The following is a 13,888-nucleotide window of genomic DNA, read 5'->3' as shown; positions in this document are numbered from 1 at the left end:
GTAAAGCTCGGGATCGAGCCCAGGGCGGGCGCGTCTAACCTGGAGGAATGGTTCCGGAGAGGACGCGCAGCAGGTAGTCGTGGTTCCATCCAGCTTTCTTTCGTTTTGCGGCAATCCCACGCTTGGTGGTCTGGTCTTGCTTCAGGAGATTGAGAGCAATCTTGCGCAGCAGCCCGATGTTCTCCTGCCCGGCTCGAACGCGGCTTTCATCCTCGCGGAATGCGACATCGAGCACCCAATGGCATCGATTTTCGATCGACCAGTGCGCACGAATCAACGATGCCATCGCTTTGGCTCCAGTGCGTGCGCTCGAGCTGATGAAATAGTGCCTCTCGGACGTGAGCTCACCGCCGGGGCCGGCCTGGCGTTCCCGTTCGACCATCGTGATGCTCCGCAGGCCCGGCCACTTCGGTGCCTCCGTGATCCGGCTCAGGTCCGTCGTGGTCCAGACGCGCCGCCGCTCACGCCTCCCGTGTCCCTCTTCGACCGTCTCGTGCACCGTGTGCTTTACAAGCGAAAAGAAGCCGGTGCCGGCCTCGGAGAAGATCTGAGCGACTTGCTCATAGAGCTTGGTCTGATTCGCTTTGAGAGCGAGCAGATAGGCGGCTCCCCTGTCGACAATTCCCTGGGCAATTTCCTTCTGGGTTCCCATGGCGTCGATGGTCACCGTGGCACCTCGAAGATTCAGCATGCCGAGCAGTTTCGGGATGGCCGTGATCTCGTTCGACTCGGGGTCGGTCGCCACCTGACCGAGCGTCAGGCTGTTCTGCTGAACCCAGGCGCTGACCAGGTGCAGCGGCGAGCGCTCGGCGGCACGGTCGAACGATCGGCGAGCCGTCTTGCCATCGATCGCCACCAGCTTACCGTCGGGCGAGCCGACCAGCGCCTGCATCCAGGCCACGAAGCAAGCGCTGAACGCCTCGGGGTCGAGCGCGCTCAGGACCCGACGGAACGTATCAGCGCTCGGGATGCCTGCCGGCAGGTCCAGAAACGTCTTCAGCCAGCCATGCTTGCACTCACCGAAGTCGGCGAAGTCGTCCCAGCCCTCCGCCCCGCAGATCGTGCCGAGGATAGCGATGGCAATGATGTCCAGCAGTTTGTGGTCAGATCGCCCGACGACGCGCGGGTCGGGCAGCGATGCGAAGTGCTCGATGAACGGTGCCATGCCCCGAGATCTGCCACACGACATGTCGCTGTGTTCGGCCGCCAGCCCCGACCAGCCGGCCACGAGCGAGTTTAAGTCATTGTTTTTATGTTAGTTTTGATGCGCCCGCCCTGGGATCGAGCCCGTGCACCTGGCAGGTCGCGATGAGCGACGTGATGGCGCACGCCCGGACCGCATGCTCGTCGCTGCCGTGGAAGAGCCAGTTGCGCCGCCCCTTGACGACGCGGCGCAGCGCCCTCTCGGAGGCATTGTTGTGGATGGGGATCTCCCCGTTGGAGAGGAACTCGCAGAGCGCGGCCCTCTGGTTGTGCAGATAGACCAGCCCTTCGCGCAATGGCGAATGCTCCGGGACGACCTGCCGCCGCGCCTCGACCCACGCGAAGAGCTTGCCAATCAGCGGTGCGGACTCGCGCTTCCGGATCTCGAGGCGCTCGTCGGGGCTGCACAGCGCGCATTCCTCCTCGACCCGGAAGAGCGCCTGGAGGGTCTGGAGCGCGAACGCCGCCTCCTTGCCCGCCCCGGCCTTGAACGCCTTGAAGAAGCGCCTTCGTGCATGGCTCCAGCAGCCGGCCTCGCGCGCCTTGCCCGGCCCGAACAGCACGTTGTGGTTGGACGAGGCATCGGCGACGAGCGTCCCCTGGTAGCCGCCGAAGAGCTTCGTGACGGTGGGGCCGTCGTACGTCGGTGTATAGCGAAACAGCACCCCATCGCCCGGCGCGACCAGGACGAAGACATGCCCGTAGCGGTGCTTCTCCTTGGCCCGGATGGCGGTGCCCGTCGCATCCATGGCGAACCACGACCTCGAGAGCGCGTCGCTCCAGATGGCATCGGCGATGCGCATCGCGATGCCACCACAATCGTACTGCCAGCGTGTCATGTTGCCGCGGCCGATGCGGAAGCCGTGGCGCTCCGACTCCACCTCTTGCCGGTAGTAGGGCGTGTGGTAGTCGAGCTTGTGGACGAACAGGTGGGCCAAGAGGCTCGGATCGGCAAGGCACCTGTCGATCGGGCGCTCCGGCAGCGAGGCGATCTTCACCGGTCCGCCGCTGTCCTCCGCAGCGTCCGACTCGGGCGTGTAGCGAACGAGGACGCCGTCGACGAAGGGGCTTCGCTTGAAGCCCGTGTCCGCGGGGATCCCCAGGAGCTCGTGCTCCCGCACGACGAGGGGCTCGTCGAGCTCGCGCGTGAGGGCCGGTCCACCGGCTGGCAAAGGAGCAGGCTCCTCGCCCGCTCCGCTGCTCGCCGCCGGCGCTTCCGCCTTGGCCACGTACTTGGGGCGACGCCAGATGATCTCCACGGGGCCGCCGCGCCGGTGGCCGATCACCGAGCTGTCTTCGGCGCCCACACGCTCGAAGCGCTCGATGCCTTTGAGCAGCACCTCCGGCGGCAGCGACTCGATGACTACCCGCGGAATGACACTGATGCGGCGGCGCCCGTGCTCGTGGCGCTTGGCTCGTTTGCCTCCTCCGGGATCCGAGCCGGAGGAGGATTCTGCCGTCCCCGCGCGCTCCGGCGGGCTCGCGGGGCCCGGCGGCGGGCTGCTGACCTCGTCTGCGTCTGCTTCGGGCGAGGCGTCGAGGCCCTCGGCCTGCGGTGCAGCCGCCCCCGAACAGGCATCGGGCTCCCCGGCCAGCGAAAGCCGCAGCTGGTCAGGCGAGACTCGCTCGGAAACATGGCGCCGGAACCCGATCTCCAAGGTCCGGATCGTCTCCTGCAGCTGTTGATTATACGCCTTGAGCGACTCGACAGAGCGAGCGAGCTCTTGCGCCTGCTGCGCCGCCGTCGAGAGGTCGGCCAGCCTCGCCTCGAGCTCCTGCACCCGCCGGAGCAGCGCGTCGACCACCGACGCGGCGTCGGCGGGGCTCCCCTGTCCTTGTCCCCTGGCCTGGAGATAGCCGAGCACGAGCGCCGCGCCGTCAAGGCGCTCTGTCTCCGCTGGCTGCGGCAGCTCGGTCTCACCGGGTCGGGTCGTCGAGGTCAAGGCGCGCCATGAATGCCCCCTTTGCTTGCGCTTGGCAAGTACCTTATGTAGACAATATTCGCTGTCTTTGATGAGAATTTCTCACCGAAGACGGGAATGCAAACAGGCATGGTGCGCCCTCGGCGCCGCGCTCTCGCGAGGTCTTCGGGATGATGCAGCTCGTGCCCTGATCCATCTCCGCATCGGGCTGCGCCGGCCACCATCGGGCTGCGCTGGCGCCGGCAGCGCGGTGAACGAGCGGCGGCGCAGACGCCTCAGTGGACCACCCGGCGGCGGCTTGCCAGCTCTTCCACGGGTAGACCGGCGAGCAGTTGCGCGAAGTCGTGTGCTGACAGCTCGATACACTTGCCGTCGGCCTCGGTGAACGAGGGCAGAACAAATGCACCCTTCGAGAGACGCTTGTACAGGATTGTATACCCGTTGCGGTCCCACCAAAGTGCCTTCAGCCGGTTGCGCCTCTTATTGAGGAACAAGAACAGCGCGCCACTGGCCGGGTCCAGACACAGCACCTGCCGGGTGATCGCGGCGAGCCGGTCGAATGCGCCACGCAAGTCCACTGGACCGACCGCCAGATAGACGGCTATCGTCGCGGGGGTCACCGTCCCCTCCGCAACGCTTCGATCGCTTCCACGAGGTCGCGCGCGCCTATCCCACATACCTGCATCCGCGTCCCATCGGTAAATGCGACGTTGAGCCGCAAAGACGGCGCTTCTCGGCGCTCCGGGCGCACCACGACGGGTAGGAACGGAACATCCTGTTGAGCCGCCTTGGTGGCTCCTGGCAACGCCCCGTCGTCTACGCGCTCACCGCCAGCCAGCCATCGGTCGGCAGTCATCTTGTGGACACCGAGCTCCGTGGCGATCTCGGTCGGCGTCGCCCCCGCGCGGGAACGCTCCCTGGCGTACGCCTCGGCTCGCTCCCGCAGCTCGCTCGGGTACTTCCCACGGCTCTTCTGCTCTCGATACCTCGACAGCTCCGCACGCAGCTGCACCAGCTCCCTGCTTCCTGGCATCGCTCGCTCCTCTTCGCTCGGCGAGGGCACGGCCCTCACCGGACGTCGCGTAGCGTGCAACCGAATCTGGCCAAGGGAAAGACGTGGTCTGCGGAGCGGCTACTGATCGACCCTGACGACCTCGCCGCCATCGCGGACGCCGCTCTCGCCGAGGAGGACGAGACCCTCTCCCTGCTCGTCGCCCCCGGCCTCGTGCTGGAGCTCGCCTATGACCGCTGCGGCCCGTTCGCCGCGACCTGGCGGACCGGGTCATGGTGGCGGGCGGCCGAGATCGGGGAGGCCTGAACTCGGGCCCCGCTCAGTCGGGCGTTCCGGATTGTCGGCGGCCCTCGGGCATTGGTGACCCCACGCCACGAGGGACCGCGCGACGATCACGGATCGGCGACCGTTACCTGCGCCGCCTGTACTCCGGCCGCATGAACGGCGGCGCCTGCACGAACGGCCTCGGAACCCGAGGAAGCGATTCGTGACGCGGCAACGGGGCTGGACGAGGGACGCGTGTGCGCTCGTCTTCCAGCTCGGCGAGGATCTCAACGTGCAGCTTCAAGAACTGAAACATGTCGTCTCGGCTTCCTTCCCAGGAGGCAGATCACCGCCTTGGCAGCGCCGAGACCTTGACGCGTGCCAGAACCTCGGTAGGCTCTGGCGCAGTCGCCCGTGCAGGGACTGTCGGTCGCGGTTCTCAGAGCTGCGCGACAGGAAAGACGAGAAGGGGTTCCGGGGACCAGCCGGAGCCCTTTCGCCTTCCATGCGCAGCGGAATTTACTGTGAGCCCGACAAGCTCGTGCCTCCAGGCCACAGGTGTGGCATGCCGGGCAGCCTCGGGCAACAAAAATATCCGCTTACAAAGTAGCGCTCAGCGCTAGGATATCTACGCGTAGCTACATGCGCAAGAGCTAAGTTTCGCTTGCGCAAGCGTAAGGCATCGCGCGGAGGGCTACCGCGTTCGCAAATTCGACGAGCTCCGCGGGCGTGGCAGGTGCGATCTACCGGAAGCGGCGCCACCGCTTGAGGACGGTGGCAAGGCGATTCCGTCCCCGACGGATCCGCGAGAACGCCGTCCCGATGGGTAGGCCCAGGTTCCGGGCGACCTCGCTCACCTGCTCGCCCTCGCCGACGAGGAGGCAGCTATTTGTGGCGCACGTAGGCGCGATCCAACAGGTCGAGCACCTTCAGTGCGCCGATCGCCTGCTGGAAGCGCTCCCAGTCGCGCGGCTTGCGCTGGCGCTTCGGGGCGGCGCGGACGCCGAGGTCGAGCACAGCGCGCCACAGCGCCCACGGGTCCCACGGCCGCACCCCGGGGAGCCCGTCGAGCACGCCGGTCTCGTCGGCGATGCTGGACAGGTCCTCCTCAGCGAGGCGCAGCACGTGGGGGGCCCGGTCCGTCGGGCTCAGGCCGAGCGCCCGCGCTTCGATGGCCCGGAGCGTCTCTCCAGGCGAACGGTGCTCCGCCCGGGCGATGAGGGTGACGAGCTCCTCCAGCCGGTAGTCCCCGCGGGACGGCAGCGGTACGGACTCCGAGCCGCGGCTGAGCCAGTGCGGGCTCCCGTCGAGCCAGCCGGTCGCCCGGAGGTAGGTGTGCACGTCCTCGCGGGAAATCTCGCCCGTGATCGCCGGGCCAGGCAGCCGGAGGCGATGCCGCCGCTTCATGGCTCGATCCTTCATCGACGCCACCTCCTGAGCCGCTGGGCCAGCGCCTTGCGGGCGATGCGGAGCCGGGACGCTGCCGTGGATGGGTTGATCCCGCGCCGCTTGGCGTACTGGACGAGCGACTCCGGGTCGTCCAGAGCGAGCAGGATCTCGCGCTGCCACGCCTTCAGGTCGACCAGCACCTCCAGCATGTCGCGGGCCAGGATCTGCGCTTCGAGGCTCGGCCCCAGGATGTCGCGGCGCAGCCCGAGCGGCTCCGGGTGGATGATGGAATGGCGCACGTAGGCGCTCAGAACGTAGTGCGACGCGTTCCGCCAAGCGACGCCGCGGAGCCAGTTGCGGAGCGCCACGCGCGGTTCCAGGCTCGGATCCGGCCGGTACATGCCGCGCTTCACCGACTGCCAGGCGCCGAGGAGCACCTGCTGCGCCACGTCGGCGCGGTCGCGTCGAGGCACGCCGCTCTTGATGAGCGTCGCGATGATGAGGCCTTGCTCGGCCATGAGCGCCTCGATGCTCGGGAAGGCCGGGGGATGTTGCGCGGCGGGCGGGCGCTTGGCCCCCCTCCGCCGCTTGCTCACCCCGCCCTCCCGCGTTCAGCCAGGCCGGCGGGCGCCTGGGAGCTGCCTGGATCGGCGGGCGACCAGGGGCGAGCGATGGACGGATCGATTCCTTGGCCCCTCGTGGGACCTCGAGATACAAGGATCATTTGTCGGACCTCGTGTGAGCGGGGTTCGGCCACGCAGCCCGGGCGACGGCCATCGCCGCGGGCTGCACTTCATTTAGTGCCTTGTAACAGGCGTGATCAGGGAGGCACAACTCACGCCAATCTGCTGCGCAGCTTTCTGCGAAGCAGTGGAGACGGCGAGTACGTCAGTTCTCGTCAGGGAGCATGATGGTGATGACCGGCTCGCCGTCGTCGCCGGGCCCGCAGATGGCCTTGAGCTCCACGAGGGAAGGCCTGATGGACTCGGTGATCACGCGGAGCTGGAAACGGAGCTCGCTCGCCTCCATCGCTCGGAGGGCGAAGCACCGGAACATCCACAGAATGTCCCAGAGGCGCCCGTCCTCGCTGCCGGCTGCCCGGATCGCGGCCGGCGTCAGCTTCACGTAGCGCTCCCAGACCGAGCTCGTCACGGCAACCGGGATCCTCACGCCGAGCTCGCGTGCCATCTTGGAGACGTCGATGAGCACGCCGTCCTCGATGGCCTCCTTGCGGGTGTACGTGTGGATGACCTCCATCGTGATCTCGTCGTCGATCGCCGCCCGATGAGCCCGATCATCAGACTTTCCGTTGTTGCCCGCCATAGACTCCTCCCTTCAAGTAGCTTCTTGGCCCCACCGGTGCCACATCACGCCAAAGTCGATCACCCATCGAACACGGCGCCCGCTGTCCCTCGGCGGAACGCCAGATATCTCGTGCTGCACGACACGGATTACCTGCCTCCCGTGCTCGTCGCGCTGCCCTCCGTCGAGCCCACGGATGAGCGCCGTCGTCTCGTCGGGGTAGCCTCGGGCTGTCACGTCGAGCGCCGTCCAGACGTGCTCGGGGCCGCCGTACTCCGGGCCGCCTCCCACGATCACCACATCGCCTTCATGCAGGGCCGGCAACCGCTCGCGGACCTCCACGAGCGCGTCCGATTCCGCGGCGATCTCGACGAGATCCGCCACCGCTCGCCCGGTGCGGTAGGGCGCGCGCAGGATCGGGTGATGTACACCGAGGCGCCTCCACATCCCTCGAACGACGAGAGCGCAACCGGACATGGCGCCCATTTCCAGCGCCCGCTGGCGTTCCTCCCCCGCGGCGATCAGGTCCAGATAGCCGTCCTGGTTGCTCGTCACGCCGAGGCCGTCGAGACTTCGAGCAAGCTCGATGCAACGGCGGCGCGCGGGAATCTCCTGGGAGCGACCTGCTGCGATACGCGCGCTCGTGAGTGCTTGACCGAATGCTGTTCGCATTAAAAACCTCCGACGCCGCTATCCCCGGGCCCGCGCTTTCCGCGGGACACCGGGGCTCAGCCAGCGACGGAGGCCGTCAGAGGCCGATCGCCTCGCGGATCTCGTCGGTCATCCAGGGCGCTCCGCGCAGGTACGCCACCGTCGCGCTCGACTTGTCGAAGCAGGCTTCGGGGAGCGCGCCCCTGCCCGCCTGCCCGCGGGCGACCTTCAGCACGATCGAGTGGAGCTTCGCGTCGTGCCCCAAGGCGAACCGGCGCTTCGGGCCGAGCTCGGCGCCGCAGCCGCAGAGGCAGAAGCCCGTCGCCGTGGTGACCGTCTTCTTGGCCCGCGGAGCCTTGGGCGCCTTCGCCGCCTTGGCCTTCTTGCTTGCGGCAGGCTTGCCAGCGGCAGGCTGCCCGGCCTGGGCCTCGCTGCCCTCCGTCTGCCCCTCGGAGGCGTTCTCGTGGCTCTCGGCAGCCGTCTCCGGGGCCTTCTCGCCCGCCTGGGCCTCGCTGCCCTCGGCGGGCTCCTCGGGCGCCTTCTCGACGTCGTTCGCGGCCTCGACGGCCGGCGCTCAACTTCGTCGGCGCGGTCTGCACCGACAACCCCGCCGAGAACCGGACCGACGTGTTCATCCCGGGGATCTGGCAGGTCAGCCCCATCGTGACGAGCACCTACACGGCCCGGCCGGGCGAGCTCGTCAAGGTCAACCTGAACGACCCGGTGACCATCACGCTCCCGTCGGCCCTGGGGAACGTCGGTGCGGCGATCCTGATCAAGGAGGTCGTCGGAGGGAGCAGGACGCTCACGCTCGCCGCGGGGCCAGGGCAGACCATCGAGGGCGCTCCCACGTTCAGCCATAGCGGCCCGTGGGCGTGCCTCCGGCTGATGAGCGACGGCGCCGGCTGGCTCGTCGTCGGCTCCTACGAGGGGCCGCCCCCCTCATGAGCACGGGGCCTCCCCCTGCGGGGCCTCCCCCTGCGGGGCTGTGCCCCGACTTCAGGACACGGGGTTCCCTCTGCGAGGCCGGTGTGGCGAGGAGCTCTCGGGCATGGCTGACAGCCGCGGTACGGCGGAGCCAGCGGTCCAGCTCGGCGAGGTCGGTGCTCGCGAGGACGCGCTCCCACGCCGCCGCGGGCCGCGGAGACCTCCAGCCGGTGCCCCCCCGGCAGGCGACACAGACGAGCCTTACATCCGAGCAAGCCGCCCGTCTTCGAGCAGCACCCGGGGAAGGACGAAGGCGAGTACGCCTCCGTCCCAGCGACGAGGCAGGCTCAGCGCATCCGCGGGTCGCTCATTCGCCCTCCTTCATTCGCGGCTCGAGAGGCGGATCGAGCGCATCGCCATGGATCTCGCGCAACACGATCGCGGCGTGCCGGGCTCCGCTCTCGACTGCATCGAGAGGATCCATTCCGTGTGTGGTAAATGGGCGCCCATCGAGATCTACAGTGATAGCCCAAGGCCACTCCTCCTCCGGAGGGCTTCGTGTTGGCTCATGGATCCGAACGAAGATGTCGCGCGGTTTGTCGCCGTCTGGCGTCACCCTAAAAGTTAGCTCGATCATCACTTGCACCTCTTGTCGCAGTCTCTGAGGCATCGTCCGTATTCTTGCATACACTCGTTCTTGCAGTTCCTGTCCCCCTTTGGGCAGTTTTTGTGGCACAGATCCAATATCCGATCGCACTTTTCCTTGCACGCTTCTCGGCAATCGGACTTTGCGCCCATCCCCCACTCGCAAGAGCCGCAAGACTGCCCTCTGTGCCAACGTCGGGTGAGACAGGCTCCCCCTGGAAATCTGTGGTGAGAGGGCGGAGAATGGACCTGACCCGTGCCGAAGCCTTCCCATCTCCGATCCGTCGATCCTACCCCCGCCCCAGCGGCGCAGGGCGCTGCTCCCCGCCCGAGTGGCGTCGCCGTCGAGACCCTGCCGAAGCCGGGCAAGAGGCGGAAGTTCTCGGCGGCTGAGAAGCTGCGCATCGTTCGCGCGGCGGCCGCGTGCACCGAGCGCGGGGACATCGAGGCGCTGCTGCGCCGCGAGGGCATCTACAGCTCCCTCCTGGCGGCGTGGCGCAAGCAGCTCGCCCTTCACGGCAGCGAGGCTCTCGCGGGGCGCAAGCCCGGCCGCAAGCCGAAGCACGACGCGAAGGACCGGCGCATCGCCGAGCTTGAGAAGCGCTCGGCGCGGCTCGAGGAGAAGCTCGCGCTCGCTGAGAAGCTCATCGACCTCCAAAAAAAAGTCTCTGCCATTCTGGGTGTCAATCTCACGACCGACGAAGAGCGCTGATGGACGTCATCGAGGAGCTCGATGACCCGCACGTCCCCATCGCCCAGGCGTGTGCGGCGCTCGGCGTCAGCCGCGCCACGCTTTACCGGCAGACCCAGCCCGCGAAGCCGCCCGCGCTGACCGGGCCCGCTCCGAGCCCACGCCGGCTCAGCGACCCCGAACGGCAAGCCGTGCTCGACGTGCTGCACAGCGAGGAGTTCGTCGACCAGCCCCCGCCAGAGGTCTATGCGACGCTGCTGTCGCGCGGCGTCTATCTCGCCTCCATCCGCACGATGTACCGCCTGCTCGCGGCGTCCGGCGAGAGCGGCGAGCGACGCGCGCAGCGTGGGCCGATGAAGCATGCCAAGCCGACGCTCACCGCCACGGCTCCCAACCAGATCTGGACGTGGGACATCACCAAGCTGCGCGGGCCGCTGCCCGGGGTCTTCTACTGCCTGTACGTCGTCCTCGACCTGTTCAGTCGCATGACCGTCGGCTGGCTGCTCGCCGAGCGCGAGAGCGCAGAGCTCGCCGAGCACCTGTTCGCGGAGACCGTCGCCCGCCACGACGTCGAGCCCGGCTCGCTCACGGTGCACGCCGACCGCGGCTCCGCGATGAGGTCGGAGGGGCTCGCCCAGCTCCTCGGCTCGCTCGGCGTCGTTCGTAGCTTCAGCAGGCCTCACGTCAGCGACGACAACGCCTTCTCCGAGTCGCAGTTCAAGACGCTCAAGTACCAGCCCGACTATCCGGACCGCTTTGCCTCGCTGGCTCACGCACGAGCGTGGTGCCAGGAGTTCTTCACCTGGTATAACGACCTTCATCAGCATTCTGGACTTGCGCTCTTCACACCTGCTGATGTATTCTATGGCCGAGTCGAAGATGTCGCGGCTCGGCGCCAGGTCGCCCTGGACACGGCCTACGCCGCGCATCCGGAACGCTTCCCAAACGGGCCGCCCGTCGTGCGCAGGCCGCCCGCTTCGGTAGTCATCAACCCGCTGTCCGTCGACGACGCCGCCTCCGAGGCCGCGGCGCCGACGCACACGGCCACCACCCGCGCCGCGCCCGAATCTGGCGTCACGCACACCGCCGTGCCGCAGCCGCCCCGACCGGACGCTGCCCAGAGCCGGAACGCGCTCCTCAGCGCCATGCCCTCATAGGATTCTCGTCCGGCCTGTCTCAAACCTGTTGGCATTCTCCGCGGGCTGCGTAGAAAACCGCACCGGAGGTATCGATGGACGAGAGCACACGCACCTGGCGCGACCGTGTGGCGCGCTGGCACAAGAGCGGGCACTCCGCCCGCGTGTTCGCAGAGCAGGAGGGGGTCAACGCCGGCACGCTCTACTCCTGGAGCCGCCGGCTGGGCATGAAGCGGAGCGAGCACCGGCAGCGCTCGGAGGGGGCGACGCTGCCGGCGCTGCTGCCCGTGGTGGTCGCCCCGGCAGGAGCTACGGCGCCCTCGTCGAGCGCACCGCTGGAGATCGTCTTGCCGGACGGTGCGGTCGTCCGTGTCCCGCCGTCGTTCGACGAGGCCACGCTGGCGCGCGTCGTTCGTGCGCTCGGGGGTGCGCGATGATCCCGGGCCGTGTCTCGATCTACGTTGCCACCGAGCCGCTCGACCTGCGCCGGTCGTTCGATGGCCTTGCCGCCGTCGTGCGCGAGGTGCTGCGGCAGGATCCCCTCTCCGGCGCGCTGTTCCTCTTCTTCAACCGGGCAGCCGACCGCTGCAAGGCCCTGTGGTGGGACCGCAGCGGGTATTGCCTGCTTTACAAAAGGCTAGAGCGCGGAACGTTCCGAGTCCCGCGCGCGATCACACCGGGCGGCACGAGCGTCGTCATCGACGCCGCCGAGCTCGCGAAGATCCTTGAAGGCATCGCGCTTTCGCCCTCGAAGCTGCGGCGAGAGGTCCGGCTCGCCGAGGCTGCACCGCCTCCAGCGCCCTGATCCTACCCGAGAGCTCTGCATGCTTCCGGGGTGCATCGATAGCTGCATTCCCGTGAGAGGTAGTAATTTTCCTCAACAATCCTCTTCAAAAAACATGAGCTCACGAGTACTTACGGCGCCGTGAGCAAGCCGCTCGAGGAGCAGATTCGTGAGCTCAAGGACAAGCTTGCGCGCGCTTCCCACGAACGGGACGAGTACCGCAAGCTCTACGAGCTCGCCAGCATCGAGCTGGAGCGGCTTCGCCGGCACATCTTCGGCCAGAAGGCCGAGCACGTCGACCCAGCGCAGATGCAGCTCGCCTTCGACGCGATCGTGCAGATGCTCGCGGGCGCCGGTGCGCAGCCGGACGCGGGCGCGACCAGCTCGCCGGACGGCCACGATGGCGCGGCGCCGAACGGCTCCTCCGGAGGCGGGGACAAGAAGCGCCAGGCCCGCCCGCACGGGCGGCAGCGCCTGCCCGAGCATCTGCCTGTCGAGCGGATCGAGCTGTTGCCGCCGGAGGCGCAGGATGAACGCGCAACCACGCTTGTCCGTATCGGCGAGGAGGTGTCGGAGACGCTGGAGTGGCGGCCCGCGAGCTTCGTGCGGCTGCAGATCGTGAGGCCGAAGTTCGCGGTCAAGGGTGAGCCCGAGCAAGGTATCACGATTGCGGACGTCCCCGACAGCCCCATCCCGCGCAGCCTCGCCGGTCCGGGGTTGCTCGCGCACGTGCTGGTGAGCAAGTACGCGGATCACTTGCCGCTCAACCGGCTGGAGAAGATGTTCGAGCGCTGGGGCGTTCACCTGTCGCGCTCGACGCTGTGCGGCTGGGTCGAGTCGTGCGCCGACCAGCTCGCGATCCTCGTCGGGGCGATGGCCAAGGACGCCCTGAATGCGCACTGCATCGCCATCGACGCCACCGGCGTGCTCGTGCAAGCAAAGGAGAAGTGCCGGCGGGGCCACTTCTGGGTCCTGGTGGCGGACCGGGATCACGTCCTGTTCCGGTTCACGCCCCATCACAACCAGGATGGCCCCAAAGAGTTCCTTCGCGGCTACAAGGGCTATGTTCAGGCCGACGCCTCGAGCGTCTACGAGCAGCTCTTCCGCACCGAAAAGGTGACCGAGGTCGGTTGCTGGGCCCATTGCCGGCGGAAGTTCTTCGAGGCGATGACCTCCGACCGAGACCGCGCGACGGTAGCCATCGGCTTCATCCGCAAGCTCTACGCGATCGACAAGGCGACCAAGAAGCTGTCTCCGAACCGTCGAACCGAGCAGCGCCGGACGGATGCCGAGCCCGTGCTCGTGGCCTTCCGCGCCTGGCTTGAGACAGAGGACCTGCTCGTCCTGCCGAGGAGCCCCATCGCCGGCGCCATCGGCTACGCGCTCAACCAATGGGTCGCACTCACTCGCTTCCTCGAGGATGGTCAGCTCCGCCTGGACAACAACCGGAGCGAGCTCGAGCTCCGCCGTGAAGCCGTGGGCAGGAAGAACTGGCTCTTCGTGGGCAGCCAGGACGGCGCCGAGTGGAACACCACCATCGTGTCGCTCATCGCCTCCTGTGCGCTGCACGGCATCGAGCCCTGGGCTTACTTGCGCGATGTGCTGATCCTGCTGCCAACCTGGCCTCACGAGCGGGTCATCGAGCTCGCTCCCAAGTCCTGGAAGCAGACCCTCGAGAACGCTGACACTCGGCAACGGCTCGCGGCCAGTCCGTGGTCTCGGGCGCCGGCCGCAGCCCCGAGCTGATCGCTGCTCGGCCTCGCCATCCGCTGCCGCGGGCACGGACGCACCGTTGCCGGCCGCCAGACTCGCGGCTCGCCGGCGTTGACGCGCTGGTGCCGCCTCTTCGGCCCTCGCTCGGCCGGCGCGTGGCCGCCGGCGCCGCGTCGACGACTCGGGCTCGGCAGAGGCATCGGCGGCACGCGGCTTCGCCGCCGTGCGGCTGCGGGCGACCTGCACTCG

Annotated in this window: 15 protein-coding genes and 1 pseudogene; 6 read left to right on the top strand and 10 right to left on the bottom strand. The window is 68.0% G+C overall.

What is annotated here, in order from left to right:
- Window positions 1–34: 34 nt before the first annotated feature.
- From WMF31_RS08925 to WMF31_RS08910, 4 genes are all read right to left on the bottom strand, one after another.
- Window positions 35–1,165, bottom strand: a complete 1,131-nt coding sequence (locus WMF31_RS08925; protein ID WP_436601070.1) for an ISAs1 family transposase — start codon at window positions 1,163–1,165, stop codon at window positions 35–37.
- Between the two features lie 85 nt (window positions 1,166–1,250).
- Complete coding sequence (tnpC, locus tag WMF31_RS08920; protein WP_436601521.1) at window positions 1,251–3,146, bottom strand: IS66 family transposase; 1,896 nt, start codon at window positions 3,144–3,146, stop codon at window positions 1,251–1,253.
- A gap of 254 nt (window positions 3,147–3,400) precedes the next feature.
- A complete protein-coding gene (gene tnpB / locus WMF31_RS08915) occupies window positions 3,401–3,745 on the bottom strand; it encodes an IS66 family insertion sequence element accessory protein TnpB (protein WP_436600077.1) in 345 nt (114 codons plus the stop codon).
- Window positions 3,742–4,158 carry a helix-turn-helix domain-containing protein gene (locus tag WMF31_RS08910; RefSeq protein ID WP_436600078.1) on the bottom strand — a complete coding sequence of 139 codons (417 nt, stop codon included), beginning with the start codon at window positions 4,156–4,158 and terminating at the stop codon, window positions 3,742–3,744. The genes tnpB (WMF31_RS08915) and WMF31_RS08910 overlap by 4 nt, the downstream gene beginning before the upstream one ends.
- Before the next feature lie 54 nt (window positions 4,159–4,212).
- On the opposite strand from WMF31_RS08910, the gene WMF31_RS08905 reads away from it, so the two are divergent.
- Window positions 4,213–4,443 (top strand): hypothetical protein, encoded by a 231-nt coding sequence (locus tag WMF31_RS08905; protein ID WP_436601520.1) that lies wholly within the window; start codon window positions 4,213–4,215, stop codon window positions 4,441–4,443.
- A gap of 843 nt (window positions 4,444–5,286) precedes the next feature.
- On the opposite strand, the gene WMF31_RS08900 is transcribed toward WMF31_RS08905, so the two are convergent.
- The 5 genes from WMF31_RS08900 to WMF31_RS08880 all read right to left on the bottom strand — a co-directional run bounded on the left by WMF31_RS08900 (window position 5,287) and on the right by WMF31_RS08880 (window position 8,008).
- Complete coding sequence (locus WMF31_RS08900; RefSeq protein ID WP_436601519.1) at window positions 5,287–5,808, bottom strand: hypothetical protein; 522 nt, start codon at window positions 5,806–5,808, stop codon at window positions 5,287–5,289.
- A gap of 11 nt (window positions 5,809–5,819) precedes the next feature.
- On the bottom strand, window positions 5,820–6,308 hold the full coding sequence (locus WMF31_RS08895; RefSeq protein WP_436601518.1) for a sigma-70 family RNA polymerase sigma factor: 489 nt from the start codon (window positions 6,306–6,308) through the stop codon (window positions 5,820–5,822).
- 370 nt (window positions 6,309–6,678) lie between these two features.
- Window positions 6,679–7,113 carry a DUF6573 family protein gene (locus WMF31_RS08890; protein WP_436601517.1) on the bottom strand — a complete coding sequence of 145 codons (435 nt, stop codon included), beginning with the start codon at window positions 7,111–7,113 and terminating at the stop codon, window positions 6,679–6,681.
- A 12-nt stretch (window positions 7,114–7,125) separates the two neighbouring features.
- Window positions 7,126–7,764 carry a hypothetical protein gene (locus tag WMF31_RS08885; RefSeq protein ID WP_436601516.1) on the bottom strand — a complete coding sequence of 213 codons (639 nt, stop codon included), beginning with the start codon at window positions 7,762–7,764 and terminating at the stop codon, window positions 7,126–7,128.
- A 76-nt stretch (window positions 7,765–7,840) separates the two neighbouring features.
- Window positions 7,841–8,008, bottom strand: coding sequence for a hypothetical protein (locus WMF31_RS08880; RefSeq protein WP_436601515.1), 168 nt, complete (start codon window positions 8,006–8,008; stop codon window positions 7,841–7,843).
- A gap of 362 nt (window positions 8,009–8,370) precedes the next feature.
- Between WMF31_RS08880 and WMF31_RS08875 the strand changes: the two genes are divergently transcribed.
- Window positions 8,371–8,691 carry a hypothetical protein gene (locus WMF31_RS08875; protein WP_436601514.1) on the top strand — a complete coding sequence of 107 codons (321 nt, stop codon included), beginning with the start codon at window positions 8,371–8,373 and terminating at the stop codon, window positions 8,689–8,691.
- Between the two features lie 346 nt (window positions 8,692–9,037).
- Here the strand turns inward: WMF31_RS08875 and WMF31_RS08870 are convergent, their stop codons facing one another.
- Window positions 9,038–9,307, bottom strand: a complete 270-nt coding sequence (locus tag WMF31_RS08870; protein ID WP_436601513.1) for a hypothetical protein — start codon at window positions 9,305–9,307, stop codon at window positions 9,038–9,040.
- A gap of 354 nt (window positions 9,308–9,661) precedes the next feature.
- Between WMF31_RS08870 and WMF31_RS08865 the strand changes: the two are divergent.
- The 4 genes and pseudogenes from WMF31_RS08865 to tnpC (WMF31_RS08850) form a co-directional block, all read left to right on the top strand.
- A pseudogene (locus tag WMF31_RS08865) lies at window positions 9,662–11,001 on the top strand (IS3 family transposase); the annotation flags it as partial.
- 236 nt (window positions 11,002–11,237) lie between these two features.
- On the top strand, window positions 11,238–11,579 hold the full coding sequence (tnpA, locus tag WMF31_RS08860) for an IS66 family insertion sequence element accessory protein TnpA (protein ID WP_436600137.1): 342 nt from the start codon (window positions 11,238–11,240) through the stop codon (window positions 11,577–11,579).
- The gene (tnpB, locus tag WMF31_RS08855) at window positions 11,576–11,947 is read left to right on the top strand and encodes an IS66 family insertion sequence element accessory protein TnpB (RefSeq protein ID WP_436600136.1); all 372 of its coding nucleotides are present in this window, start codon (window positions 11,576–11,578) and stop codon (window positions 11,945–11,947) included. The genes tnpA and tnpB (WMF31_RS08855) overlap by 4 nt, the downstream gene beginning before the upstream one ends.
- Before the next feature lie 120 nt (window positions 11,948–12,067).
- Window positions 12,068–13,672 carry an IS66 family transposase gene (gene tnpC, locus WMF31_RS08850; RefSeq protein WP_436600135.1) on the top strand — a complete coding sequence of 535 codons (1,605 nt, stop codon included), beginning with the start codon at window positions 12,068–12,070 and terminating at the stop codon, window positions 13,670–13,672.
- Window positions 13,673–13,888: the final 216 nt, after the last annotated feature.

The sequence above is a fragment of the Sorangium sp. So ce1036 genome, from assembly GCF_051369805.1.
GTDB classification, from domain to species: Bacteria; Myxococcota_A; Polyangia; order Polyangiales; family Polyangiaceae; genus Sorangium; species Sorangium cellulosum_F.
Note: the sequence above shows the minus strand (reverse complement) of the source record. Positions and strands in the feature narration are given on the sequence as shown.